Source organism: Nonlabens sp. (assembly GCF_051251825.1).
Classification (GTDB): Bacteria; Bacteroidota; Bacteroidia; order Flavobacteriales; family Flavobacteriaceae; genus Nonlabens.
The window spans coordinates 47,044-72,031 of record NZ_JBPOGG010000002.1 but is presented as its reverse complement, the minus strand read 5'-3'; the positions used below and the strand labels follow the sequence as shown (position 1 = coordinate 72,031).

23 protein-coding genes are annotated in these 24,988 nt (G+C 36.2%); 9 read left to right on the top strand and 14 right to left on the bottom strand.

All coding sequences use genetic code 11. From position 1 onward, the window contains the following. Positions 1 to 98: 98 nt before the first annotated feature. Positions 99 to 368: a 30S ribosomal protein S15 gene (rpsO, locus tag ACSHWW_RS02835; RefSeq protein ID WP_435680901.1), complete on the bottom strand. Its 270-nt coding sequence runs from the start codon at positions 366 to 368 to the stop codon at positions 99 to 101. Between the two features lie 379 nt (positions 369 to 747). Between rpsO and ACSHWW_RS02830 the strand changes: the two genes are divergently transcribed. Beyond that, positions 748 to 888 carry a hypothetical protein gene (locus ACSHWW_RS02830; RefSeq protein ID WP_435680900.1) on the top strand — a complete coding sequence of 47 codons (141 nt, stop codon included), beginning with the start codon at positions 748 to 750 and terminating at the stop codon, positions 886 to 888. 11 nt (positions 889 to 899) lie between these two features. After that, positions 900 to 1,085 carry a hypothetical protein gene (locus ACSHWW_RS02825; RefSeq protein ID WP_435680899.1) on the top strand — a complete coding sequence of 62 codons (186 nt, stop codon included), beginning with the start codon at positions 900 to 902 and terminating at the stop codon, positions 1,083 to 1,085. Between the two features lie 182 nt (positions 1,086 to 1,267). Here the strand turns inward: ACSHWW_RS02825 and ACSHWW_RS02820 are convergent, their stop codons facing one another. The 4 genes from ACSHWW_RS02820 to ACSHWW_RS02805 form a co-directional block, all read right to left on the bottom strand. Then, positions 1,268 to 1,750 carry a DUF805 domain-containing protein gene (locus ACSHWW_RS02820; RefSeq protein ID WP_435680898.1) on the bottom strand — a complete coding sequence of 161 codons (483 nt, stop codon included), beginning with the start codon at positions 1,748 to 1,750 and terminating at the stop codon, positions 1,268 to 1,270. Next, complete coding sequence (gene accD / locus ACSHWW_RS02815) at positions 1,751 to 2,611, bottom strand: acetyl-CoA carboxylase, carboxyltransferase subunit beta (protein WP_435680897.1); 861 nt, start codon at positions 2,609 to 2,611, stop codon at positions 1,751 to 1,753. 122 nt (positions 2,612 to 2,733) lie between these two features. Beyond that, positions 2,734 to 3,801 carry a class II fructose-bisphosphate aldolase gene (fbaA, locus tag ACSHWW_RS02810; RefSeq protein WP_435680896.1) on the bottom strand — a complete coding sequence of 356 codons (1,068 nt, stop codon included), beginning with the start codon at positions 3,799 to 3,801 and terminating at the stop codon, positions 2,734 to 2,736. 60 nt (positions 3,802 to 3,861) lie between these two features. Then, positions 3,862 to 6,414, bottom strand: coding sequence for a BamA/TamA family outer membrane protein (locus tag ACSHWW_RS02805; protein WP_435680895.1), 2,553 nt, complete (start codon positions 6,412 to 6,414; stop codon positions 3,862 to 3,864). Between the two features lie 27 nt (positions 6,415 to 6,441). On the opposite strand from ACSHWW_RS02805, the gene ACSHWW_RS02800 reads away from it, so the two are divergent. After that, on the top strand, positions 6,442 to 7,170 hold the full coding sequence (locus ACSHWW_RS02800; RefSeq protein WP_435680894.1) for a TrmH family RNA methyltransferase: 729 nt from the start codon (positions 6,442 to 6,444) through the stop codon (positions 7,168 to 7,170). Here the strand turns inward: ACSHWW_RS02800 and ACSHWW_RS02795 are convergent. Then, positions 7,157 to 7,870 (bottom strand): porin family protein, encoded by a 714-nt coding sequence (locus tag ACSHWW_RS02795; RefSeq protein WP_435680893.1) that lies wholly within the window; start codon positions 7,868 to 7,870, stop codon positions 7,157 to 7,159. The genes ACSHWW_RS02800 and ACSHWW_RS02795 overlap by 14 nt on opposite strands. A gap of 4 nt (positions 7,871 to 7,874) precedes the next feature. Next, positions 7,875 to 8,606, bottom strand: coding sequence for a bifunctional demethylmenaquinone methyltransferase/2-methoxy-6-polyprenyl-1,4-benzoquinol methylase UbiE (gene ubiE / locus ACSHWW_RS02790; protein WP_435681317.1), 732 nt, complete (start codon positions 8,604 to 8,606; stop codon positions 7,875 to 7,877). A 135-nt stretch (positions 8,607 to 8,741) separates the two neighbouring features. Here ubiE and trkA point away from each other — a divergent pair, with 135 nt between their 5' ends. Both trkA and ACSHWW_RS02780 read left to right on the top strand, forming a co-directional pair. Then, the gene (gene trkA / locus ACSHWW_RS02785) at positions 8,742 to 10,112 is read left to right on the top strand and encodes a Trk system potassium transporter TrkA (protein ID WP_435680892.1); all 1,371 of its coding nucleotides are present in this window, start codon (positions 8,742 to 8,744) and stop codon (positions 10,110 to 10,112) included. Further along, positions 10,113 to 11,609 (top strand): TrkH family potassium uptake protein, encoded by a 1,497-nt coding sequence (locus tag ACSHWW_RS02780; protein WP_435680891.1) that lies wholly within the window; start codon positions 10,113 to 10,115, stop codon positions 11,607 to 11,609. A 254-nt stretch (positions 11,610 to 11,863) separates the two neighbouring features. On the opposite strand, the gene ACSHWW_RS02775 is transcribed toward ACSHWW_RS02780, so the two are convergent. Continuing rightward, positions 11,864 to 13,051 (bottom strand): pyridoxal phosphate-dependent aminotransferase, encoded by a 1,188-nt coding sequence (locus tag ACSHWW_RS02775; RefSeq protein ID WP_435680890.1) that lies wholly within the window; start codon positions 13,049 to 13,051, stop codon positions 11,864 to 11,866. Positions 13,052 to 13,148: 97 nt separating this feature from the next. Here ACSHWW_RS02775 and rsmG point away from each other — a divergent pair, with 97 nt between their 5' ends. Continuing rightward, positions 13,149 to 13,790: a 16S rRNA (guanine(527)-N(7))-methyltransferase RsmG gene (rsmG, locus tag ACSHWW_RS02770; protein ID WP_435680889.1), complete on the top strand. Its 642-nt coding sequence runs from the start codon at positions 13,149 to 13,151 to the stop codon at positions 13,788 to 13,790. A 58-nt stretch (positions 13,791 to 13,848) separates the two neighbouring features. Here the strand turns inward: rsmG and ACSHWW_RS02765 are convergent, their stop codons facing one another. Further along, positions 13,849 to 15,480: a DUF6029 family protein gene (locus ACSHWW_RS02765; RefSeq protein ID WP_435680888.1), complete on the bottom strand. Its 1,632-nt coding sequence runs from the start codon at positions 15,478 to 15,480 to the stop codon at positions 13,849 to 13,851. Positions 15,481 to 15,516: 36 nt separating this feature from the next. Further along, on the bottom strand, positions 15,517 to 15,999 hold the full coding sequence (locus ACSHWW_RS02760; protein ID WP_435680887.1) for a TlpA family protein disulfide reductase: 483 nt from the start codon (positions 15,997 to 15,999) through the stop codon (positions 15,517 to 15,519). A 181-nt stretch (positions 16,000 to 16,180) separates the two neighbouring features. Here ACSHWW_RS02760 and ACSHWW_RS02755 point away from each other — a divergent pair, with 181 nt between their 5' ends. Next, positions 16,181 to 17,227 (top strand): Omp28-related outer membrane protein, encoded by a 1,047-nt coding sequence (locus ACSHWW_RS02755; RefSeq protein ID WP_435680886.1) that lies wholly within the window; start codon positions 16,181 to 16,183, stop codon positions 17,225 to 17,227. A gap of 289 nt (positions 17,228 to 17,516) precedes the next feature. Here the strand turns inward: ACSHWW_RS02755 and pruA are convergent, their stop codons facing one another. From pruA to ACSHWW_RS02735, 4 genes are all read right to left on the bottom strand, one after another. Continuing rightward, positions 17,517 to 19,145, bottom strand: coding sequence for an L-glutamate gamma-semialdehyde dehydrogenase (gene pruA / locus ACSHWW_RS02750; protein ID WP_435680885.1), 1,629 nt, complete (start codon positions 19,143 to 19,145; stop codon positions 17,517 to 17,519). Between the two features lie 135 nt (positions 19,146 to 19,280). After that, positions 19,281 to 19,667 carry a Co2+/Mg2+ efflux protein ApaG gene (gene apaG / locus ACSHWW_RS02745; RefSeq protein WP_435680884.1) on the bottom strand — a complete coding sequence of 129 codons (387 nt, stop codon included), beginning with the start codon at positions 19,665 to 19,667 and terminating at the stop codon, positions 19,281 to 19,283. 2 nt (positions 19,668 to 19,669) lie between these two features. Continuing rightward, complete coding sequence (locus ACSHWW_RS02740; RefSeq protein ID WP_435680883.1) at positions 19,670 to 20,851, bottom strand: DUF3667 domain-containing protein; 1,182 nt, start codon at positions 20,849 to 20,851, stop codon at positions 19,670 to 19,672. Between the two features lie 97 nt (positions 20,852 to 20,948). Next, a complete protein-coding gene (locus tag ACSHWW_RS02735) occupies positions 20,949 to 22,205 on the bottom strand; it encodes a DUF5103 domain-containing protein (RefSeq protein ID WP_435680882.1) in 1,257 nt (418 codons plus the stop codon). A 183-nt stretch (positions 22,206 to 22,388) separates the two neighbouring features. On the opposite strand from ACSHWW_RS02735, the gene ACSHWW_RS02730 reads away from it, so the two are divergent. After that, a complete protein-coding gene (locus tag ACSHWW_RS02730; protein ID WP_435680881.1) occupies positions 22,389 to 23,744 on the top strand; it encodes a Na(+)-translocating NADH-quinone reductase subunit A in 1,356 nt (451 codons plus the stop codon). Further along, complete coding sequence (locus tag ACSHWW_RS02725; RefSeq protein WP_435680880.1) at positions 23,744 to 24,988, top strand: NADH:ubiquinone reductase (Na(+)-transporting) subunit B; 1,245 nt, start codon at positions 23,744 to 23,746, stop codon at positions 24,986 to 24,988. The genes ACSHWW_RS02730 and ACSHWW_RS02725 overlap by 1 nt, the downstream gene beginning before the upstream one ends.

The following is a 24,988-nucleotide window of genomic DNA, read 5'->3' as shown; positions in this document are numbered from 1 at the left end:
TGTTGCGATGGATATTTTTATTACGCTTTCGCGAAAGCGTAAACAGGAATACCTGTATTTATATAAAATAAAATAGGGGACACGAAGTCCCCATTTTATTACTTTCTAATTCCTAAGTCCTTAATCAACTCACGATAAGCAACGATATCTTTCTTCATTTTATAATCAAGAAGTGAACGTCTTTTACCTACGAGCTTCACTAGGCTACGCTCAGTGTTAAAGTCGTGACGGTTGTTTTTAAGGTGTCCTGTTAAATAGTTGATACGGTATGTGAACAGTGCGATTTGCGCGTCTGTGTTACCGGTGTCGTTTGCGTCTTTTCCGTACTTTGCGAAAATCTCTGCTTTTTTTTCTGGTGCTAAATACATGCCAAAATTATTTAATAATGAATATTATGTACGTCAGGTTTTCTGACTTCACACTAAGACTCGTTCTCAATGCGGCTGCAAAGATACAATTTTAATTAATTCAACTGTTTTAACTTGAGTTATTTTAATAAATTGATTGCGATTCTATTTCAAACCTTTTAAAATCATTTCTGACTTATTTAATTATAAGAAGCTATCGACATAATAAAGCTAAACACCTATTCTAAATTAAGTTAAACAAGTATTAAACACCTACTAACGAGTTCTTAAAGCCTTGCATAAAGATCGTTTTATCAGTATATTGTTTTGTTAGATTCTAGAATCGGAGGATGGTTGTACTAGTTATGAATGGTTCTTATGTGCAACTGCAACTGCTGGTTTGGTTATTGCCACTGCTGCTATGATCGCTGCAACGGTAACAGTTATTGGTGCGATTTTACTTTTTGCCGGTTATGTTACAGCTGCTATCGGTTGGTGGGCTGCTTGTGATCCTTGTCTTAGTGGTCGTGGATATAATTAAAATTTAAAATTATGAGAAATATAAATTTTTTAAAAACTATTTTATTAATTGCAGTATTCTTGCTTATTGGAAATATTTATTATTTGATTAAATATTATGAAGATATTGGTTTGGGTGTGTGGATGGGAATAGTTTCAGGTATTCTCTTAATTGTAGGATGCGGCTATGAAATAGTAATCCAAACAAAGGCTAAATAGAAAAAAGCTTTTAAAAACAATAAAATTTATGAAAACGACTGCTCTTAAAATGTCAATTTTAAGAGCAGTTTTGTTTTATAAAATCATATTATACTTTAAGAACTTCACGATTCAAAATAAGGTTTAAGTACGGTTTTGCTTTTCTTTAAACTCTTGATGAAAAAAACTTAAAAATCTTTTTTCTAATAAAAACGATTCCTATTATGAAAATCAGTATTGGGTCTTTTAGGATCTGGACCGTATTGATTAGGTCCTATTTTTCCTTCTATACAACCCATCACAATCATTACTAATCCGTTAGTACAAAAGATATCTAGTAAGATAAGCCAGCCAGAGTTTCCAGTATCATGCAATCTCCTGACTGAAGATGCTAACGATGGTAAAATAGTCCCAATAGCAAAAATGATTATAAGAATAATGGGTAATACTATCAATCTCTCTTCAATTACCGCTAGCGGTACACATAAAAATGCGAGTCCTAAAACAACAATAATTTGAAAAAGCCTGAAATACCAGAACTCAGTACGTCGTGCTCTACCTTCAAAGTCTGCATATTTTTCAAAACTCACCTTAACAGCTTCCATAAAACCCATTTCTGGTATAGGTTCCATCCAGTTTTCAGATCGAGGTGGCGACTGGTGCTGCCCGTAATTATTTTCTAGCATTTATACTATAGGTACTTCTCTGTTTAAAATAAGGTTTAAGTAAAGATTTACTTTCTCCTTTAATTCATGACGTGGAACGATAAAGTCTAGGAATCCTTTTTCAAGTAAGAACTCTGCCGTTTGAAAGCCTTCTGGAAGTTCTTTTCCAGTGGTGTCCCTTACTACACGTGGTCCTGCAAATGCGATTAATGCACCAGGTTCTCCTATGTTAATGTCACCTAACATCGCAAATGATGCAGTAGTTCCACCAGTGGTAGGATCTGTACATAGTGATACGTAAGGTATTCCAGCATCTGCTAGTTGGGCTAGTTTTGCACTTGTTTTTGCGAGTTGCATTAAGGATAACGCTGCTTCCATCATACGAGCACCACCAGACTTAGAGATGATCATTAAAGGAATGTTGTGTTTTAAAGAATGGTCTGCAGCACGAGCGATTTTTTCTCCTACCACACTACCCATAGAACCACCTATAAAAGCAAAATCCATACAGGCAACAACTAGGTCATTACCATTTGATTTACCTACCGCAGTTCTCACAGCATCAGTTAATCCAGATTTTTTCTTTGCCTCAACAAGACGATCTACATATTTTTTTGAATCCTCAAATTTTAATGGATCCTTAGAACTCATATTTGCATCGAGTTCCTTGAATTTATTATCGTCAAAAAGGATTTCAAAATACTCATTACTTCCTACACGTACATGATATCCATCTTCTGGACTCACGTAGAAATTATTTTTCAACTGCTCAGCATCTACAATTTTACCAGTAGGTGACTTGTACCACAGTCCTTTAGGAGTATCTTTTTTTGCCTCAGTAGGCGTAGTAATTCCTTTTTTATCTCTTTTAAACCAAGCCATATTCTAGTTATGAGTTATGAGTTAAGAGTTATGAGTTAAGAGTTTTATTCTGTTCTCGATAACTTTAGATTTCAAAAATATAAAGTTTCCACCCTTTAGGGTTGGGGAAAGAAACGATTATTCTATAATGTGTTGATATTGTTTAAGTCTTCAAATGCCGCTTTCAAGCGAGCTTTGAAAGTTTCTTCACCTACGCGCAACCATTTGCGAGGATCGTAATATTTCTTATTTGGAGAGTCTGCACCAGTAGGGTTTCCTATTTGAGATAATAAAAAGTCATTATTATCATCCATGTAGGTTTTAATACCGTTTGCAAATGCCCATTGCAGGTCTGTATCGATGTTCATTTTAATAACACCATAACCTATTGCTTCTCTTATTTCTTCTACAGTAGAACCAGATCCACCATGGAATACAAAATCGATGTGGTTGTGCTCAACTCCGTATTTATTAGTGATAAATTCTTGAGAGTTTTTCAAGATTTTAGGAGTCAGTTTTACGTTTCCTGGCTTGTAAACACCATGCACGTTTCCAAAGGCTGCTGCAATAGTAAAACGATCGCTTACCTTTTTTAATTCTTCATAAGCATAAGCTACTTCTTCTGGTTGCGTGTAAAGTTTAGATTCATCTACATCGCTGTTATCCACACCATCTTCCTCACCACCAGTAATTCCTAGCTCGATTTCTAGAGTCATATCCATTTTAGACATGCGCTCTAAGTATCTTTTACAAATTTCAATATTCTCCTCAAGTGGTTCTTCACTAAGGTCTATCATGTGTGAAGAGTATAGTGATTTCCCGCTTTCGCGAAAGCGTGCTTCACTAGCATCTAGCAAACCATCTATCCAAGGTAATAATTTCTTAGCACAGTGGTCTGTATGAAGTATAACACTTGCGCCATAAGCTTCGGCAAGTCTGTGAACATGCTCAGCTCCAGCTATTCCACCTAGAATGGCAGCGCGCTGTCCATCATTATTTAATCCTTTTCCAGCATTAAAAACAGATCCACCGTTAGAATACTGAATGATTACTGGTGAATTGAGCTCTGCAGCAGTTTCCATCACAGCATTAACTGTGTTTGAACCTACCACGTTTACCGCTGGTAATGCATAGCCGTTAGCTTTTGCATGATTAAATATTTCTTGAACTTGGTTACCGGTAGCAACACCTGGTTTTATATTATGACTCATGTTGTTTTTATTAGATTGGGTTACAAAAGTAAGGAAAATATAGGCTCGATAAACTCGATCCTAGAATGGATAATTAATACCTACGTTAAATACGGCTTTGGGAATTTTTATTTCTTTAAACCATCTGCGACCATCTTCCAGCGCAGGATTAAATGTCTTAAAACCAGTATCTAAACGCAGTACAAAGAATCCAAAATCATAACGAATCCCAAATCCAGAGCCTACTGATATTGTTGATAAGTCTGCGATGCCTTTAAATTGAGCGTCTGGATTTTCTTCGTTATCTAGAACGTTCCATATATTTCCTGCATCTACAAAAAAGGCTCCTTTAAAACTGCCAGCTAGAGTAAATCTATACTCGCCGTTAAAAGCGAGTTTCATGTTTGCTTCATTAAAATCATTAATTCCTCCAGTACTTCCTGGTCCTAATTCATAGGCTTGCCAAGCTCTGTTATCATTAGGTCCACCACCAAAAAAGGATCTCGTAAATGGTATGTTATCTGAATTACCATATGGTATCGCAATCCCACCAAAAGCTCTTATAGCAAAAACATTATTACTGAAGAGTTTCCAGTGTTTCACATAATTGATTTCTGTTTTAATGTACTGAGTGTATTCAACGCCAAATGCATTTCGGTTTCCTGATTCGTTCTCAGTATCTCCTATTAATGAGGTGATTCCTGCAAGTACATTTCCAGCAGACTCTAGACGAGCGCTAAATAATGAGTAGTCATCATCATAGATTCCTTTTTGCGTATTTCTAGTCCAGCTGTAACTACTGGCAACTATTAAGTTGTTTTGAGTCAGTCGATCCCTACGTTCTTCAATATTACGGACGGTTTCTCTTTGCTCAGTAGTAACTGGTATAGTACCGTTCAACACATCGGCAGTGAAAAGGGCAGTTCCTTCTGGAATACTTAAGTTGTTATTATCGTTAACATATATAGGATCCGTAATATTCAAATTACTTGCAACTCTATCTAAACTTTTATAGGTACTATTATATACATTAAAAAAGTCATCGGGATCTAAATTGCGCACGTATTGAGCATTTATTAAATCAAATCTGCTGCTGGTAGTAGGTTTAGGTTTCCATCGATAACTTAAAACACTATTGAAACTGGTTTTATCGAGTCCTATATTAGTCTGACTTAAAAATCCTAAAGATAGATTAGTGCTAGGTGACATGTATTTAGGAATGAGCTTAGTAGTTTTGATAGGGAAGAACATTCTCGGGAATACTAGTCTCGCGTCTGCTCCATATTCTTGTAGATCAAAAAATCTTGAATCACCACTGGCACCATCAGCACTGGCGCCTATACTTCCTCTAAAGTTGATGTCTAGCAATTCACTTCCTTGAAATAAATTTCTGATTACAAGCGATGAATTCAAACCTATTCCCAATGCTTGAATGTTACTATGTGTAGTTTCGGCACTGTTTTTAAGGAAAAACTTTTTCTTTGAAGTGAGTAATATGTTTGCAATAAGATTGACTCCAGTAGAATCTGCAGGATCTGGTTCAAAACGAATGCTAGGTGTGTAAAAACTTTTTAATTCTGTAATTCTATTAAAAGTACGATCACGGTCTATGTCTCTATAAACATCACCTTCATGAAAGAAAACAGCATCTACTAGCACAAAGTTTCTAAACTTGCGCTCGCCATATCTTATAATGTTTACATCTTTATATCTTGTAGTATCTGCCACGCTAGTGGAAAGGCTTTCTTGATAATCTGGATAGATGTTTACTTTACTAATTTTATGAATTAAGAAAGGAGTTTTAATGATAGAGTCTGCAACTTTAATTTCACGATCACCTATAAGTAGCGCTACGTTTGCCTTATGATTTGTGTTAACGGTATCACCTTCAAATTTTATAAATTCCTTTTCCATATGAAACACTCCATTATTACGGAAAAGTGTCATCAAGCGATCACGTTCAGCATTAAAATCTGGCGTGAAGTATTGCTTGCCAGATTTAACAAGCCTACCTTTTAAATTTGCCTTATATAAAGAATCTACTAGTGGTGATGTGATTCGAGAGGTTATGCTGTCCACTACATAAGGTTTGTGTTTGTTTACCTTATAGATTACTTCGGCTCTTTGTTTTTTATCACTATCTACTATTTCATGTGTTACCTCAGCATTGAACCAGCCTTGATTCCAGTACCATGCTTTAAGACGTTCCTCAGACTTTGCGATATCATCTGTTTCTATAATTGCTGGTGCTTCACCAGTACGTTTGATCCAGTTGTTGAAATCAACTAAACTTTGTCCTAATTGTATGGTTTGTTTTTCAGATAGTAGGTTATTGCGTCGTTCTAGTTTTTCAGGATTTTCTTGCATCCATTTGAGATAAATAGAATCTCTATGTGGTCTAGCCAAGTTATAAAAATGAAGTCCTAGAGGAATAGTAAATAAACGACTGTTAGGCTGTTGAACGAGAAGATTTTTAACTCTAGGATCCTTAGGTTTCACACTATCTATTAAAATAGTATTATCAACCAATAGTTTTTTCCCTTCAGGAACACGTTTTATCGCATTACAAGAAGCTAATAAAAGGATAAGCGTTATAAATAAACCTATTTTTGCAAGTAGACTCTTTTTCTTCATAAGTAGTTCTCAAAAATACAATTATAAATGGTTACAAGAAGCAGATTAAAGCTCATCAAAAGTCTTTCACGTAAAAAGAATCGTGATGATCACCAGCTATTTCTAGTAGAAGGATACAAGTCTATTCAAGAACTATCCCAAACTACTTTAAAATGTCAACAAATTCTTGTGACTGAAGGTCATCACGCACTTCAAGATTTACCTACAGACATGATTTCCAAAAAAGATATGGAAAACATTTCTACCTTGAAAACGCCTCCAGGATACCTTGCAGTATTTGAAATGCCGCAAAAAAGAGAAGTAAGCACTGAAGGTTTAATCGTAGCACTTGATGATGTAAAAGATCCTGGGAATCTAGGAACTATTATAAGACTGTGCGACTGGTTTGACATTTCACAGATTATATGTTCTCAGGAAACAGTAGATGTTTTTAATCCTAAGTGTGTACAAGCCTCTATGGCATCACTAGGAAGAGTTCAAGTTGATTACATGGAGTTAGATGAGTACTTAACAGCTTCTCAACTCGATATATTCCCTACGGCGATGGATGGTACTTCTATTTATGAAATGCAATTACCAGCGAGCGGTATTATAGTCATGGGAAATGAAAGTGCTGGAATCTCAGAACAAATAATGGCTCATGGAACTAAAATAAGTATCCCGCAATACGGTGCTCCACCAGCCACTGAAAGTTTAAATGTCGCAATGGCTACAGCAGTAATTTTGGGAGAATGGAAACGCTCTACTGGAAGGTAAAGTTTAAGAAGATACCTCTAGTTAACATGCTAGAAACATTTCCTGTATAAGGACTACTAGGATCTGCGTCTCTTACTAGTTCATCATTTATCGCAAACACACCTCTTATAGATGGAGTGAATTTAAAATAATACAGGTAAAAGTCAATCCCAAAACCGAGTTCATAATTAAAAACATTAGTCACCTGGCGGAACTGTCCAGCGCTATTATCATTAGGATTATCCTCATTACTCGATAAGTTGCGCGACCACGATGCGCCACCTACTACAAATGGTTTCCAGTTGTTCAATCGCTTAGTAGAAAATTTTACTAAAAGCGGTACATTAATATAAGTAGATGTAACTTCTCTTTCAAAATCTGCAGGAGTAGTAAAAGATGGATCTTCAAAATTTAAGGTACGTGTGACAAAGCTTATTCCTGGCTCCAGCCTTAAGTTGATGTAATTATTAATCTTAACATCACCTACAAGACCTACATTAAAACCCATGGAAGTCTCTACAAAAATATCATCAGTAACTTCATTATAGTCAAACTTATAATCATAAGAATTAAGACCTAGATAATAACCCCAAGTATATCTTTTTTCATCAATTTGACCTTGCCCACCAGTGGCGTCGTTTGATATTTTTTCCTTGACAGATTGTGCGCTAGCGATTTGAAAACCCAAAACTAGACTTATAAGGATAAGAAGTGACCTCATATAATTATTTAACTGCTTTATAAATTGTTGATGCGCCGTGGAATTGTAATGTGTGTTCCACATTATTAAACCCAACTTTCTTTAAAATATTGTTGAAACGTTCTCCATAAGGAAAAGAAGAAGCGCTTTCCTGTAAATAGCCATAGGCCGTTTTATCTTTCGAAAACAGTTTCCCTATAGTAGGAACCACTAGTTTAGAAAACACATAATAACCTTGCTTAAACGGGAACTTAGTAGGAACACTGGTTTCAAGAATCACTAGAATTCCTTGAGGTTTTAAAACTCTTCTTATTTCAGACAGGCCTTTTTCAAGATCTTCAAAATTGCGAACACCATAAGAAACCGTTACTGCATCAATCGAGTTCTCTTCAAAAGGTAAGTTCTCAGAATCTCCTAGCACCATATCTATACGATCATCGAGTTGCTCTTTTTTAACTTTAACCTTTCCTACTTCAAGCATACCACTAGAAATGTCCAGCCCTATAAGTTTTGAAGCGTTAGTTTTTTGAGCCATTTGTATGACGAGATCACCAGTTCCAGTAGCGATATCCATAATGATATCTGGATTTGTAGCAGCGATCATTTCAACCACGTTTGCACGCCATTTTTGATCCAGTCCTAGCGATATCATACGATTTAAACCATCATACTCGCCACTTATCGTGTCAAACATTTTGGTTACCTGTTCCTTTTTACTGCTGTTTTCCTCTTTATAAGGTTTTACCTCTTGAGCCACTTTTCTCGTCATTTACTGCAAAGATAAGGTAGAGCAGTGAGGTTTGAGTTATTACGCTTTCGCGAAAGCAAAATATTAACAACACAATGCTAAAAAGCACCTTATGTTATTGAATTATATAGCTTTCTAGTATCTTTGAATCATAGATTAGATTTTATGAAGATCATTATCGCAGGAGCTGGTGAAGTAGGATTTCATCTTGCAAAACTACTCTCTTATGAGTCGCAGGATATTACTTTAATAGACCCAGTAAAAGAAAACCTGCATTATGCAGATACGCATCTGGACATAAGAGCATTAAGAGGTGATGCGACATCTATTAAGATTTTACAAGATGCAAATATTAACGATGCAGATCTAGTTATCTCTGTAACGAGTAGTGAGACTACTAATATTACGGTTTGTGTACTTGCTAAACAACTAGGAGCAAAACGTACCATTGCTCGTATTACAAATACAGAATTTCTCGATTATCAAGATGAAATAGGCTTTGCCCAGTTCGGTATCGATGAATTGATCTCACCTGAGTCACTAGCGAGTAAAGAAATTGAATTATTGCTCAATCAGAGTGCTTTTAACGATAGTTACGAGTTTGAAAACGGAGCACTTACTATGGTAGGTGTGAGTTTGCAACGTACCGCACAATTTGTCGGGAAAACAGTTCAAGAAGCAGGTAAAATTTTTCCCGAGATTCACTTTATGCCTATCGCGATACAGCGTTTTGGTACTCAATATACTTTAATTCCTCGTGGTGATACTCAGTTTAAAGAAGGCGATCAAGTATATTTTATTACTACAAGTGATGGAGTAGAAGAACTTTATAAGCTTACTGGTAAAGTAAAGCACATCATGAAGAATGTGATGATTCTAGGTGGTAGCAACATAGGTAAACAGACGGCTAAACATCTGTCTGCAAACGGTGTGAATGTGAAATTAATTGAGCAAGATGCCGAGAAAGCATTTGACCTTGCTGATGAATTATCTGAAACACTCGTTATTAATGGTGATGGTCGCAATGTAGAATTATTACAGGAAGAAAGTATTCATGAAATGGATGCTTTTATAGCTGTAACAGGAAATAGTGAAACTAACATTATTTCTTGCTTGATGGCGCGCTCCAAGAGTGTGAATAAAACTATTTCGCTGGTGGAGAATATGGATTACTTCCAGCTTTCTCATAGTATAGGAATAGATACTTTAATAAATAAGAAGTTACTAGCAGCAAATAATATTTTCAGGTTTATAAGAAAAGGAGATGTAGTCGCTATGACTAAACTCAATAACATGAATGCAGAACTTCTCGAATTTATCGTGAAATCTGGAAGTCCTATTTGTAATAAATTAATAAAGGACGTAGATATTCCTCGCAGTGCTATTATAGGTGGAGTTATTAGAGATGGAATAGGAAATATAGTTCTGGGAAGTTTCCGTGTGCAGGCTGGAGATAGAGTAGTGGTGTGTTCTTTACCACGATCTATTAATAAAGTAGAAAAGCTCTTTTTATAGATGACTAAACTTAATTATAAGATTATAATTCACATCATGGGACTATTGTTGTTATTCAACGGTGGTTTTATGTTGATTTGTGCTCTAGTAAGTGCGATTTATGGGGAGCAAGAAGGATATGCGATACTTGCTGCAAGTGGTGTAGCATTGCTGTCTGGCGCGATGACCATGTACTTAACTCGTAATCACGTTAAGGTTCTTAATAAAAAGGAAGGTTATCTCATCGTTACATTAGGATGGTTGATCATGGCGTTTGCTGGAACCATGCCTTATATTTTTACAGGATCCATAAGTAATTATACTGATGCTTTTTTTGAAACCATGAGTGGTTTTACAACTACCGGAGCTAGTATTATGAATGACATTGAGGCGATGCCTAAGGGAATTCTCTTTTGGCGTAGTCTTACACACTGGATAGGCGGAATGGGAATTATCGTTCTTGCCGTTGCTATCTTGCCATTATTAGGAATAGGTGGAATGCAACTCTTTGCTGCTGAGGCGCCAGGTCCAAGTGCAGATAAACTCCATCCACGTATTACAGATACTGCAAAAAGATTATGGTTGATTTACGTAGGTTTCACAGCAATAGAGGCTGTTTTATTGCGTATTGCAGGAATGGGCTGGTTTGATGCTGTAAATCATGCATTGAGCACCTTGTCCACAGGTGGTTTCTCAACTAAAAATGCAAGTGTTGCATACTGGAATGATGCTCCTATGATTCAATGGATCATTATCATTTTTATGTTCATTGCAGGAACTAACTTTGTCTTGAGTTATTTTGCCTTTAAAGGTAGATTCAGTAAAATTATAAAAGATACTGAGTTTAAATGGTACTCTAGTTTTGTACTAGGATTCAGTCTTATCGCAGGTATATTAATCTACTTCCAGGCAGACGTAAGTCTATCTACCATCGATCACCCTATGGTATGGGGAGAATTTGAAAGCGGTATGCGACATGCTACTTTTCAAGTACTAGCTATCATCACAACTACCGGATTTGTAAGTGCAGATTATACGCTGTGGACTCCATTTTTAACGATTATGTTTTTTGGACTGTTCTTTTTAGGTGGTAGTGCTGGATCAACATCTGGTGGAGTGAAGGTGATGCGACATATTATATTAATACGTAATGGTATTATGGAATTCAAGCGCACGCTGCATCCCAATGCTATCTTGCCAGTACGTTATAGCGGTAAAGCACTTCAAAGTGGTATTGTTTTCAATATTCTAGGATTCTTTATTCTTTATATGTTATCCTTTATCATAGGTGCGACAGTTCTTGCAGCGCTAGGTCTAGATTTTGAAACGGCTATCGGTGGAGCGTTGAGCTCGCTAGGAAATGTAGGTCCAGCTTTTGGGTCTTTATCACCAGTAGATAATTTTGCAGGATTACCAGCACTAGGTAAATGGTGGTGTGCTTTCTTAATGTTGATAGGAAGACTGGAGTTATTTACGGTATTGATTTTATTGACTCCATTCTTTTGGAGGAATAGGTAACCTTTTAATTAAGTTATTTCTTAATTATCAATTGTCTTTTTTCCTTTACCAAAAATCAAGCTATAATAAATCGAAATCAATATTGTGAGAGGTATCCATAATACCCTAATACCTTTGGATAATTCTAATGAATCTCTAGAGTATAAACTATTCAATGAAAAAGTTATTAAAAGAGTAAGTAATGTCAAAATCGTAAATAAAAGCACCTTAAAAAGAATGCTCTGACTTCTTATTTTTTCCTTTAAAAGTTTCATCTAGCTCAAAACCTTCTCAATCCTCTTAATCGCCTCAGTGATTTGTTCTTCACTTGCAGCATAAGAAATTCTAATACAATTAGGTGCTCCAAAAGCATCACCAGTAACCGTTGCAACAAGTGCTTCTTCTAGCAAGAGTAAAGAGAAATCTGTTGCGTTTTCAATCTTGTGACCTTTTATAGTCTTACCAAAAAACGAAGAAACATCTGGGAACACATAAAATGCACCTTCAGGAACATCAGTTATAAAACCTGGAATCTTTGATAATAAATCTAGAATTAAATCACGACGCTTGTGAAAAGCATCTACCATATATTGAATCTTAGAAACTGGAGCTTCTAGGGCAGTGATTACTGCACGTTGAGCAATACAGTTAGTACCGCTAGTGATTTGACCTTGCATTTTATTACAAGCACGAGCAATCCATGCTGGTCCACCTATATATCCTACACGCCAGCCTGTCATTGCAAACGCCTTACTTACACCATTGATCGTAACCGTGCGGTCATACATTCCATCTACACTTGCCATGCTTGCGTGACCACTTCCATAATTAATATGCTCGTAAATCTCATCACTCACCACTATGATTTGAGGATGATCCTTTAATACTGCAGCAAGTCCTTCCAGTTCTTTCTGGCTGTAAACACTTCCACTAGGATTATTAGGAGAAGAAAAAAGAATCATTTTAGTACGTGGTGTGATGGCAGCACGCAATTGCTCAGGAGTAATTTTAAAATTTTGCTCAACACCAGCACGTACTTCTACGGGAATTCCTTGGGCAAGTTGAACTATGGCAGCATAACTAACCCAGTAAGGTGCTGGTAAAATGCACTCATCACCTTTATTAAGTAGAACCATTGCAACATTTGCGATGGATTGTTTTGCTCCAGTAGAAACTACTATTTGGTCTCTTGTATATTCAAGATTGTTATCTCTTTTAAATTTAAGAATTACTGCGTCCTTCAATTCTACATAGCCATCCACAGGTGTGTAACTATTGTAGTTATCATTAATCGCTTGAATAGCAGCATCTTTTACAAAGTCTGGAGTGTTGAAATCTGGTTCTCCTAGACTCAACCCTATGATGTCTTTTCCTTGTTCACGCAGTTCGCGGGCTTTGGCGGCCATAGCTAGTGTCGCGCTTACAGGTAAATTATTGATACGGTTTGATAATTGATCATTCATAGGACAAGTATTAGTTTTACAAAAATATCATTTCATTAATTCATGGCTTTCATTTCGCAAGATTATTAATGCGTTATTTTTGCACAAAATATTGACAGTGCATCAAATTATAAAAACATACTTTCCACACCTCACAGATCATCAAATGGAGCAATTTGCTCAGCTAGGTGATTTATACGCAGAATGGAATGCGCAGATCAACGTGATCTCGAGAAAAGATATCGATCAACTTTATATAAGACATGTTCTTCATTCTATGGGTATTGCTTGTGTGGTACGCTTTCGCGAAAGCTTACCCAACACACCAGGTGGAACCAGAGTTATGGACGTAGGGACTGGTGGAGGATTTCCTGGAATTCCACTGGCAATCATGTTTCCTAAAACTAATTTCCACCTTATAGACGCAATAGGTAAAAAGATTAAGGTTGTAGATGCAGTAGTGGAAGCATTACAGTTAAAAAATGTAACTACACAACACGGTAGAGCTGAGAAAGTAAAAGGAAAGTTTGACTTTATAGTAAGCCGTGCCGTGACTAATATGCCAGAATTTGTAAGTTGGACACGTAATAAGATAAGAAAAGATAGTTATCACGAGATAGAAAACGGAATCTTATATCTTAAAGGAGGCGATTTAACTGAGGAGTTAAAACCATTTCCTCATGCAGATATCTACGAGCTTCCAGACTATTTTGAAGAGGAATTCTTTGAGACTAAGAAAGTAGTCCACTTACCACTTTAAACCATAAAAAAAGACCTCATCGCTGAGGTCTTTTTTTATAATTGACTTTTCTAAGAGTTTAGAAGTTAGTCGATATGTTTAGGGTAAGTCCTGTGTTTTCTGGTACAAATCTACATACACCACCTACACAAACTAATCCACCACGCTGGCGACCATAGTTCATTGCAACACGAGTTCTTCCTTTTGTATAGCTACCACCTATAGAATAATAATGAATATCAGTCTCGTCGTAGTTGTACAAATCAGTTACATACATAGAAAGGTATGGGCTGAAAGCATATTCTGCAGTAGCAGCTGCCCAGTTACCACGATCAGCGTCAGCACTAAGATGTTGTAAATCTAGTCTCACACTACGTCCATTATCTAGTTTATAAAGTCCGTCAAAAACAAATGAATTCCCTTTCAGGAAATCTCCACTTCCTTCTATAATAGTGGTGTTGTATTGAGTGTGCACTGCTGTAAATATTGTTGAGAATCTTTTACTAAAACGTTTCTTAATAGCGATACTACCTTCTTCAAAGTATTTTTCTCCTCGAGAAAGAAGTGATGCTTGATAAGTGTTATTAGGAACATCAAATGTAGCGTCTAAACCACTCCAGTTTGCATAATTAAGTTCAAACTTAGTTCCGTATTTACCACCTAACGTGGTTCCTTTTTTAGCAGTGTAATAAAGATCAATTTGAGCTCCTATTTCTCCAGCTTTTCCTTCACCAGGAGAAACAAATGGTTGTGGAGCATAAACATAAATATTTGTTACCGCATAATCTTGTTGTTTGGTATATCCAGGAACGTAGTTGATTGTATTCGTTAAAAAGGCATTGGCAGTCGCTTCTCTATCAGAATAGAATCCCATATTTTCAACTGCTCTAAAGGTGGCATTAATTCCTAGTCCTTTTGTAGCATAACCCGAATTAATTAAAAGAGCTCTACCATCTTGATAGTTATTGTTTTGCACAAATCCATCAAGTACAAATGCATCTTGTTCCTTATAAACATATTCTGCTCCTATAAAAAATTGACTAAAAGTCAAATCTGCTCGAGCACTATATGCACCTACTGTTGCAGGGAAATTTAAATCTGGACTTGTTGAAGCTTGGTAACGGTTTACATAACTCGCTCCTATTTGAACTCCAGTTTCTAAATCTAGAGCGTTTGATAAATCTAATTCTGTATTTAGACCAGTTACGGTTCCTTCAGATACTTCAAAACCTACACGCTGGTTTCCTGTAAAAGCTGTTGCAACTAGATAATCTGTGAATTCATAATTCACACGTACACCTCTAATAGAGTTGTCGATACCTAATTGTCTATCTTCCCAAGAACGGTAAATTAATCCACTACCAAACTGGTCATAGAAATGTCCACCAGTAATATCTAATCCTTTATGCTTAAAATTTAAATAATATGTTCCGACACCGTTACCTTGAAATCCTTCAAAATATCCTAGTAAAGGATTAGGTGCAAATAATTCATACTGGATACCAGCAGTGAATTTATCATAGGAATAACGTAATGAGAAGTAGTTGTTAGATCTTAATTGATCTTGAGGAGCAAATGTTCCTAAACCTTCATCATTTTGATACCATTGCGTGTTTGATTCAAATCCTCCAGAAAAGGTTCCATTGTCATCTTGAGCAAAAGTGAGTTGCGTAGTAGTTAGAGCTACTAGAGCTAGTATGAGTTTTTTCATTGTAAGTTAGTTGATTGTTATGGCTGTTGAATGGGCTTATTCTCCTGAAAGTTCTTTGAATTTATCAAATAATTCATCTTCAGCACCTGGAGTAAAACTAGAGTGACGATAAACGATTTCACCATTCTTTATAATAAGAGTAAGTGGTACGTTAGGGTTTCCTAAATGTCTTCTTACATCATTATTAGGATCAAGTAAAACTGTGTATTCCCATCCTTTACCCATTACTGCTGGCTTTACTCTACGAGTAGAACGAGAATCATCAACAGAAATAGCGATCAATTCAAAATTAATTTCTTCCTGCATGTCCTCATAAACCTCAGCTATAGTGTCTAGTTCTCTCATACAAGGAACACACCATGTCGCCCATAGAGAAACGACTACTGTTTTGTCTTCACTAATTGATGCTAGGGATACTTCTTTACCGTTAAGGTCTTTTAAAGAGATTTCAGGTAATGATGTTTGCGCTTTTGCAAAAGCGAAACTAAATACTAGGGCAATAAATAATAATTTTTTCATAATAATTAAGTGTAGTTATGGTTTACAATGATATAAAGAATAATAGTAATTATCATGCCAAACTATAATTTCTAAGAAATACTACAAATTTAACATCAGAATTAACTATTATCATTAGGATAATATAATGAAAGCATTATATTTGACTTTCCATAAATTAATGTTAAAAACAATTAAACAAATGAAAACAGCAAACTTTTTAAAAATTATGATGTTATTCCTAGCTATAGGAGTTGCTTCTTGTTCATCTAACTCTACAGACGACGGTACCGGTGGTGGTAGCGGTGGCGGTGGAACAACTGGACTTACTATCGAATCTGATAAAAGTCAAGTTTACACAAATACTTTAGTGAATTTTACAGTACGTGATGCATCAGGTGCTGTGGTAACATCAACAGCAGTTATTACTGTGGACGGTACTCCTATCGCAGGTAGTTCTGCTCTATTAAGTGGTGTAGGTGTGAAAAATGCAGTTGCAACAGTTGGTACAGAAACTTCAAACACTTTAGCTGTTGAGGTAATCGCTCCATCTTTTACAACTAAAGCACTTATCGAGGATTACACAGGAGCATGGTGTGGATGGTGTCCACGTATCTCTCAAGGGATCATCGATGTACATAATTCTTCAAATGGTGATGATGTAATAGCAGTAGCAGTTCACAATGGTGACTCTATGGCTTTCCCATTAGAAGGACAAATGAGATCTCAATTTGGTGTTAACGGTTTCCCTACAGGAATTCTTAACAGAGCTGACCGTTGGTCATCTGTAAGTGGTGATGCTATGAATATTCAACAACCATTACAATTATTGAATGCAGTTAAGCCAGTAGGTCTTGCAATCAATTCTTCTGTTTCTGGTTCTACAGTTAATGCAACTGTAAAAGTTGGATTTGATATTGAGCAATCTAACTTAAAGTTAGTTGCAGTATTGTTACAAAATGGAGTTGTTGCTTCACAAACTAACTATACTTCAAACTTTGGTGGTGGTAGTTCACTTCCTAACTTCGTTCACAACGACATCTTAAAAGCTGCTTTTACAGATATCTTTGGAGATGCTATTCCAGCTGCTGAGCAAGTAGGTGGTGGTGTTTATAGTGTAGATTTATCTGCAACTTCTTCAGGAGTTAATTCTTCTGATTGGGATATTGTTGCTTTTGTTGTTAATGCTTCTGGTGAAGTAGTAAACGTACAGAAAGCTTCAGTAGGATCTAACAAAGATTTTGACTAGTAGTTATCTAATATAAATTATAAAAGCGCTCTTATGAGCGCTTTTTTTTGCTTAAAATTTAACCTATCCTATATGCGTGCTGTTTAGTTAACAAGGTTCTTAGGTGCACTGAATAATCAATTTAAAGCAGATTGTAAGTTCCTATTTAAAGAATCTAATATTTACAATCCCTTTATTATCCATACGCGTATAATTGTGAATCGTTACATGTAAATAACGGTTAAGTTTAAACGTAAAAAAGCCACATCAATTGATGTGGCTTTTACATTATACGTAAATGAATGATTACCTATTCATCTAAGAAAGGATATCTATAATCTGTAGGAGTTACAAAGGTTTCTTTAATCATACGTGGAGAAACCCATCGTAGTAAGTTCAGTTTAGAACCTGCTTTATCGTTAGTACCTGAAGCACGAGCACCACCAAATGGTTGCTGTCCTACCACTGCTCCAGTACACTTGTCATTGATATAGAAGTTTCCAGCACAGTTTTCTAGGGCTTTAGTAGCTTGGTCTACCGCATAACGATCTTGACCTAGGATAGCTCCTGTAAGTGCATATTCACTTGTGGTGTCTACTAGATGAAGCATCTCTGCATACTTATCATCTTCATACACATAAATAGTAATCACAGGACCGAATAATTCAGTTTCCATAGTTACATATTTAGGATCTGTAGTTACGATAACGGTTGGGTCTATAAACCATCCTTTAGATTTATCATAGTTACCACCTATTACGACTTCAGCATTTGAATCACTCTTTGCACCATCGATGTACTTTGCTAATTTGTCAAAAGAACCTTCATGAATCACAGCAGTAATGAAATTACTCATGTCTTCAGGAGAACCCATTTTGAAACTATCTACATCTCTTCTTATTAGTTTCTCAACTTCTGACCACATACTTTTAGGTATGTATGCACGTGAAGCAGCACTACATTTCTGACCTTGGAATTCAAAAGCTCCTCTCACTATTGCAGTAGCTACTTGAGCAGGAATAGCACTAGAGTGCGCGACTATAAAGTCTTTACCACCAGTTTCTCCTACTATTTTTGGATACGTTTTATAAGTGTTTATATTCTCACCTACTTTAGTCCACAAGCTCTTGAACACAGAAGTTGAACCAGTAAAGTGAACACCAGCAAAATCTGGGTGAGTCATCACCTCGTTAGTCATCATCACTGGATCTGCATTTACCATGTTAATTACTCCATCTGGAACACCAGCTTCTTTGAAGATTTCTACGATAACTTGTGCACTCAGCATTTGGTGATCACTAGGTTTCCATACACATACATTACCCATTAAAGCTGCACTAGCTGGTAAATTACCAGCAATTGCTGTAAAGTTAAAAGGTGAGATACAGTAAACAAATCCTTCTAGCGGTCTGTATTCTAATCTATTCCATGCGTCAGATGTTGATGCTGGTTGTTCTGCATAAATCTCTGTCATGTATTGTACATTGAATCTTAAAAAGTCAACGAGTTCACATGCCGCATCTATCTCAGCTTGAAAGATAGTCTTAGACTGATTGATCATAGTAGCTGCGTTAATACGAGCTCTGTATGGTCCAGCAACAAGTTCTGCTGCCTTTAGAAAGATTCCTGCTCTATGTTCCCAAGGTAATTGAGACCATTTTTTGCGAGCTTCTATGGCTGTTGCGATAGCGTCTTGAACTTCTTTTTTTCCACCTCTGTGGTACTTTCCAACTACGTTCTTGTGATCGTGTGGTGGTCTTATAGGTGCGGTGTCACCAGTTTTTACTTCTTTACCGTTGATGTATAAAGGTACTTCTGTGTTTGCATTCCACAATTCTTTGTAAGCAGCTAGCACTTGATCTCTTTCTACAGTTCCTGGAGCATAAGTTTTAATAGGCTCGTTTACAGCAACTGGGACTTTAAAAAATCCTTTTCCCATGGTGTGTTTAGTTTTATAATTTGCGCGTGAATTTACAAATAATACCTTGCTTTATGGGTGTAGATTACCCTAAAGAATTCTTAATCTAGTGAAGTGGTGGTTTATGTACGCTTTCGCGAAAGCGTAATTAAAGATCTAATTAAGTGCAAATGGAGCACTCAGTTTAAATGCCGGAATAATCACGTCAAATTTCTTAGTTGTGGTAAAGTCAACCATAGAATAAGATCCACTCATGTTTCCAAAAGGAGAGGAAAGTAAACAGCCGCTCTGATAAGTGTGAGATTCTCCAGGTTTAATAACCGGTTTTTTTCCAATGACTCCTTCACCTTCCACATATTCAGTTTTACTTAAACTGTCCTTAATTTTCCATTGTCGAGAAGTGAGTTGGACAGAATTTTTACTTTGGTTTTCAATAGTTATGATGTACCCAAAGGCAAAGTGCATTTTATAATTTTTATAAAATGTGCCTTCAAAACTGGTCTGAACAGAGATTTTAATACCTCTTGTAACTTGCTGGATCATAATTAAAAAAATGCGATACCGACTATTAATAAAAGTGCCATGCCCAATATTAGACCTATGGAATATACAAAACTAATTAATAAAAACTTTATTATCGTCTTGAAACGTTTCTGACCATAGAAATTACGCATGGCTTTGTACAAATAAAATGGACCTATAAAACCAAAAAATATTCCCGTTAAAACTATGTATCCAAATGATATCCATTTAATGAATAACATCAAAATCATAGAAAGAAATATAAAAGTGAGCACATTAAATGAAAAAATCAAATGCTCCATGTAAGTAAACTTTCTACGCACGTAAAGTAGCCATAGGAACAAAGTGATGAATGGTGTGAATAGAAAAAAGAATATAGGCAGTTTAGGTAATATGATATCCACAAGTTTCCCTGGGTTGTCTTCTATATTATGGTAAAGTATTCCTCGTTCATAGATGGTTCTATTGAGTTTAGAATCATCATGACCTAATGTTGCTAGTGCTTCTTGAGCTTTATGTGTGTTATTCTGACTATAGAATCTTTTATATTGATCCAGTTGAATAAATATTCTAGGAATTACAGAAAGGCTGTCTAGTGCTGCTTGTGTCATGTAAGTAGTGTCTACTTTCTGGGATCTCAGTTTTTTTGCCATGAGAACCTCTTGAGATATAGAGTCCGTAGCTGCGTTTTGAGGTGATTTTCTTTGAAAGGATAGACCGTTTTCTGTCTCTTCAAGGTCATAGTCAGATTCACTTATGCGCTCTAATCTTAGCCCGTCACCATCTAATTTCATTTCATAAGATGCGTTTTCTTCGTCTTCTAGGTCTGGGTTTGTAAAGTCCTCTGTAGATGTGTTTAAAAAAGGTTCTACAAAATTCTCGATTTGAATTAAAACAAAATATATGATACAAACACTCAGGAAAAAACGGAAAGGATTTGCAAAATTTTGTCGTTGACCTTCTATATATGATTTGCTTACATAACCTGGCTTGAATAATAAACTCTTAATGGTTTTCCATAAACGACTGTCATAGGAAAAAGCATTTGAGAAAAATTCATTAAAAAAATCCTTAAGAGCTAATCGTTTGACGGTATTGAGTTGTCCACATTGGTGGCAGTATTTGTCGAGTATATCTAGCGGCACCTCACAATTGAGGCAAGTATTACCTCTGTATTTAGTTTGTGATCTTAATGATTTACCCATAGTTACTCGGTTACTCGTCAGTTGGGTTCAAATATATAACTATTGAGTGTTTCTAGAGTATTTACGTGCTTAGTCTATTACTATGAACTAATTATGTCTAGTTTGAGATGTTTGCACTACCTGCAGCACCTATCCCAATGAGTCTATCATAGCGACCACCTGGCTCTTTGTAGTATGCTAGTACGGTATAGATATTCTCTGTTTGCCATAAATTTCCAGATATGAATCCAGGATCTTGCTCACCGTTATTATAGACCACAGTGTAGCGGTAATTGTAAAATCCTTGCTTTAAAAGAATGGTCGCTTCATACATACCACGTTTTTTATTGAAAACGAGTTTGTTTTCTGGTTGCAATTGAAATGCATTATAATTCCCCATAACATATATACTAGCGTCTGGTGGTAAGTTAAATGTAGGTAGTAAAGAGAAATGAATATTTACATACTCTGCCTGTACGGCGTTATCTTCATTTGTTAAGGTAGTGACTAGGAAATTTCCATTAATATCAGGGAAAAAGGTGTATTCTTCACCAAAGCGTGGTTTATCTACAAAAAGATGAGCTTCATATAAATCTCTTTTACGTACGTAATCTATGTTTTGATTAGGCGATCTAAAGTCTCTATTCTCAAAATTTAAATATTCATTCCCAGCCCAAAAAGAGGTCTCTTTATCGTAACGATACTCTTGTTTATTTCCTAAATTAAATTGTGGCTTCACATCATAAATAGCAGAGTATAAATCTGCATTTTGTATGATGACTGTTTTTAGGTTTTCAGCTGGATTCAAAAACAGAATTTCTTGAGAATCTATATTGAATTGTACACGTTGTTGTGTGTTAATGAATTTGATGTCTCTAGCTCTCCTTATGGCAACGCCTACTTGAGCCTTTTCTTCAATGACTAGAAATTTACGCGAAAAAACCAATTCACGGTTGTCATTATATATATGAATCATGTAATTACCACTGACCTTAAAACCGCGAGTAAATTGATTAGGTATCGATAAAGTGTAATGTGAAAACGATTGTAAAGTAGTAAATGAGTTGCGATAATCAAAGATGCGCATGTCATCAATACCGTCTAGAAATTCATTTTTAAATAAACGACTAGGTTTCCAATCGTAGTCATAGTGCTCGAACTGATAATAATAGTCTGCCTCATCACCTATGACATCGTCAAATTCTATGGCGACTGGTTCACCCATTTTAAAAACGGGTAGCATGTTTTCTGGATCCTTGTTGAATGTTACCGACTTAATATAGTCTGGATCATTAACGAGTTCATCCAAGGTTTGTGCCTCACTATAAAAAGTTATGGCTAGTACTGTAAAGATTGAAATTAAAAACGACTTCATATGTGGTTAAATACGTGCTAAATATAAGATTTATTGTGCTTGTTGATACTACTTTCGCGAAAGCGATGCCAAACTCACTAATTAAATCTATTAAGAATTATTCTAAATAAAACCAGCATCAGATAATCTGCGCATTATGGCGTAAATTTGCACGATTTTTAAAAGGACTAAATCCATCATCCTATGTCAAAAGACATTAGAATTAAAAAAGGACTAGACATAAAACTAGTAGGAGCTGCTCAAAAAGAGCTTGATAACGCTGCTGCATCTGAGTTTTATTATGTAAGACCTGAAGATTTTCACAGTATTATTCCTAAGCTTATCGCTAGAGAAGGTACTCGAGTTAAAGCCGGCGAAACTTTGTTTTATAACAAGTCAATCGAGGCAATGAAATTTGTTTCTCCAGTATCAGGTGAGATTGTAGAAGTGCAACGTGGTCCCAAAAGACGTATCGATGCCTTTAAAATCAAAGCAGATGCCAACCAAGATTTTGTAGATCACGGTTCATTCAGCTTATCTGGTAAAAAGGCCGCAGACGTAAAAAACCATTTGCTAGCATCTGGTTGTTGGGCTTTTATCAAGCAACGTCCTTATGACGTGATTGCAAATCCAGAGAATGCTCCTAAGGCTATTTTTATTTCTGGTTATGCGAGCGCACCGCTTGCTGCAGATCTTGATTTTACACTAGCTGGTAAAGAAAAAGAACTTCAAGCCGCGGTTACTGCACTTGGAATGCTTACTGATGGTAAGGTTCATGTGAGTGTAAGTAAGGATTCAAACTCAGTTTTTAATGGACTGAATGGTGTTGAACTTCACAAGGTATCTGGACCGCACCCAAGTGGTAATGTAGGGACAATGATTAATAAAATCGATCCTATAAACAAAGGTGAAACTGTTTACACAGTAGCTGCACAAGATCTTGTGATCATAGGAGAGTTACTACTTACAGGTCGTTTTAACGCTGAGCGCGTAGTTGCTCTTGCAGGATCTTCAGTAGATATTCCTAGATATTTCAAGACTAAAATAGGTGCTTCTTTAAGTAGTTTTATTTATAAAAACGGAATTGAAAAAGGAGCAAATCACCGCGTGATTTCTGGAAACGTACTTTCTGGAAAGCAAGTGAGTGAAGATGGTGTTCTGGATTACTATTCTGATATTGTTACGGTGATTCCTGAAGGTGATGATTATGAGTTATTTGGGTGGAATAAGCCAGTATTTGATAAGATTTCGCCATCGAGAGCACTTACTTTTTCTTGGTTAACGCCTAAGAAAAAATACGATTTAGATACTAATACAAACGGTGAGCACAGAGCATTTGTGGTTACTGGAAATTATGAAGAGGTTTTCCCACTTGATATTTACCCTATGCAAATCTTAAAGGCTTGTATGTATAAAGATCTTGATGAAATGGAAGCTTTAGGTATGTATGAAGTAGCGCCAGAGGATTTTGCAGTGACAGAATTTATTTGTGTTTCTAAACAACCACACCAAAAGATAATCAGAGAAGGATTAGACCTAATGCTTAAAGAGATAGGATAATGAGTTTAAAAAGCAAATTACACGACTTAAAGGAAAAGTACAAAGGAAAGAAAATGGCGCCTGCATTTAATGCGCTCCATACGTTCTTGTACTTGCCTAATGAAGTGACTCACAATGGGACACACATTAAGGCTGCCGACGATTTAAAACGTACCATGAATACAGTTATCATGGCACTTGTACCATGTTTGATTTTTGGTATGTATAATGCTGGTTACCAGCACTACCTTGCTCAAGAAATGATTGAGAAAGCAGATGGGTTCTTAGGAGCCTCTTTCTGGACTATCGACAATTTATTGATCGGAGCATGGACTATTTTACCACTTGTGGCTGTTTCTTATGGAGTAGGACTTGCGGTAGAATTCTTTTTTGCAGTAATTAAAGGACATGAAGTTGAAGAAGGATACCTTGTAACAGGTATGCTTGTACCATTGATCGTTCCTGTAGATATTCCATTATGGATGCTAGCTGTAGCAGTAATATTTGGAGTTGTAATAGGTAAAGAAGTTTTTGGTGGAACAGGAATGAATATTTTGAATCCAGCATTAACGATAAGAGCTTTCTTATTCTTTGCTTATCCTACATGGATGTCTGGAGATAAAGTATGGGTTCATGGAGCTGTAGAGCGTGATCAGGCGATTGCGGCTGGTTCTTCTAACCTTGATGCTATGTCTGGTGAAACGATTCTAGGAGCTTATGCACAGAATGCTGAATTTGCTGGAAATCTAACTAATGTGGATTACTGGGATATGTTCTGGGGATTAATTCCAGGCTCAGTAGGAGAGACTTCTAAGTTCTTGATCGTCATAGGAGCATTATTCTTGATCTTTACTAAGATAGGAAGTTGGAGAATTATGTTAAGTACTGTTCTAGGTGCTCTAGCTATGGGACTTGTGTTCCAATACGGAATTATAGAAACGGGAATTATTGAAAGTACTTCTAAGTTTTATGGTTTAATGAGTATTCCTTTTTACGAGCATTTATTGATAGGTTCTATCCTTTTTGGAGCGGTTTATATGGCTACAGATCCAGTAACGGCATCACAAACTAATAAAGGAAAATGGATATATGGATTCTTAATTGGTTTTATAGCGATTATGATACGTGTATTTAATCCAGCATATCCAGAAGGAGTATTCCTTGCGATATTATTAATGAACGTTTTTGCACCTACTATCGACCATTACGTGGTTCAAGGAAATGTGAAGAAAAGAATGAAGCGTTTAAAAGTTAAAGCAGCCTAA

Coding starts and splice junctions, on each gene's coding strand:
- ACSHWW_RS02735 (WP_435680882.1), bottom strand. CDS start 22,205: ATGAAGTCGTTTTTAATTTCAATCTTTACAGTACTAGCCATAACTTTT.
- ACSHWW_RS02795 (WP_435680893.1), bottom strand. CDS start 7,870: ATGAGGTCACTTCTTATCCTTATAAGTCTAGTTTTGGGTTTTCAAATC.
- ACSHWW_RS02765 (WP_435680888.1), bottom strand. CDS start 15,480: ATGAAAAAACTCATACTAGCTCTAGTAGCTCTAACTACTACGCAACTC.
- pruA (WP_435680885.1), bottom strand. CDS start 19,145: ATGGGAAAAGGATTTTTTAAAGTCCCAGTTGCTGTAAACGAGCCTATT.
- accD (WP_435680897.1), bottom strand. CDS start 2,611: ATGGCTTGGTTTAAAAGAGATAAAAAAGGAATTACTACGCCTACTGAG.
- ACSHWW_RS02740 (WP_435680883.1), bottom strand. CDS start 20,851: ATGGGTAAATCATTAAGATCACAAACTAAATACAGAGGTAATACTTGC.
- ACSHWW_RS02800 (WP_435680894.1), top strand. CDS start 6,442: ATGGTTACAAGAAGCAGATTAAAGCTCATCAAAAGTCTTTCACGTAAA.
- ACSHWW_RS02755 (WP_435680886.1), top strand. CDS start 16,181: ATGAAAACAGCAAACTTTTTAAAAATTATGATGTTATTCCTAGCTATA.
- apaG (WP_435680884.1), bottom strand. CDS start 19,667: ATGATCCAGCAAGTTACAAGAGGTATTAAAATCTCTGTTCAGACCAGT.
- ACSHWW_RS02825 (WP_435680899.1), top strand. CDS start 900: ATGAGAAATATAAATTTTTTAAAAACTATTTTATTAATTGCAGTATTC.
- ACSHWW_RS02780 (WP_435680891.1), top strand. CDS start 10,113: ATGACTAAACTTAATTATAAGATTATAATTCACATCATGGGACTATTG.
- ACSHWW_RS02820 (WP_435680898.1), bottom strand. CDS start 1,750: ATGCTAGAAAATAATTACGGGCAGCACCAGTCGCCACCTCGATCTGAA.
- rpsO (WP_435680901.1), bottom strand. CDS start 368: ATGTATTTAGCACCAGAAAAAAAAGCAGAGATTTTCGCAAAGTACGGA.
- ACSHWW_RS02805 (WP_435680895.1), bottom strand. CDS start 6,414: ATGAAGAAAAAGAGTCTACTTGCAAAAATAGGTTTATTTATAACGCTT.
- ACSHWW_RS02725 (WP_435680880.1), top strand. CDS start 23,744: ATGAGTTTAAAAAGCAAATTACACGACTTAAAGGAAAAGTACAAAGGA.
- fbaA (WP_435680896.1), bottom strand. CDS start 3,801: ATGAGTCATAATATAAAACCAGGTGTTGCTACCGGTAACCAAGTTCAA.
- ACSHWW_RS02760 (WP_435680887.1), bottom strand. CDS start 15,999: ATGAAAAAATTATTATTTATTGCCCTAGTATTTAGTTTCGCTTTTGCA.
- ACSHWW_RS02730 (WP_435680881.1), top strand. CDS start 22,389: ATGTCAAAAGACATTAGAATTAAAAAAGGACTAGACATAAAACTAGTA.
- ACSHWW_RS02775 (WP_435680890.1), bottom strand. CDS start 13,051: ATGAATGATCAATTATCAAACCGTATCAATAATTTACCTGTAAGCGCG.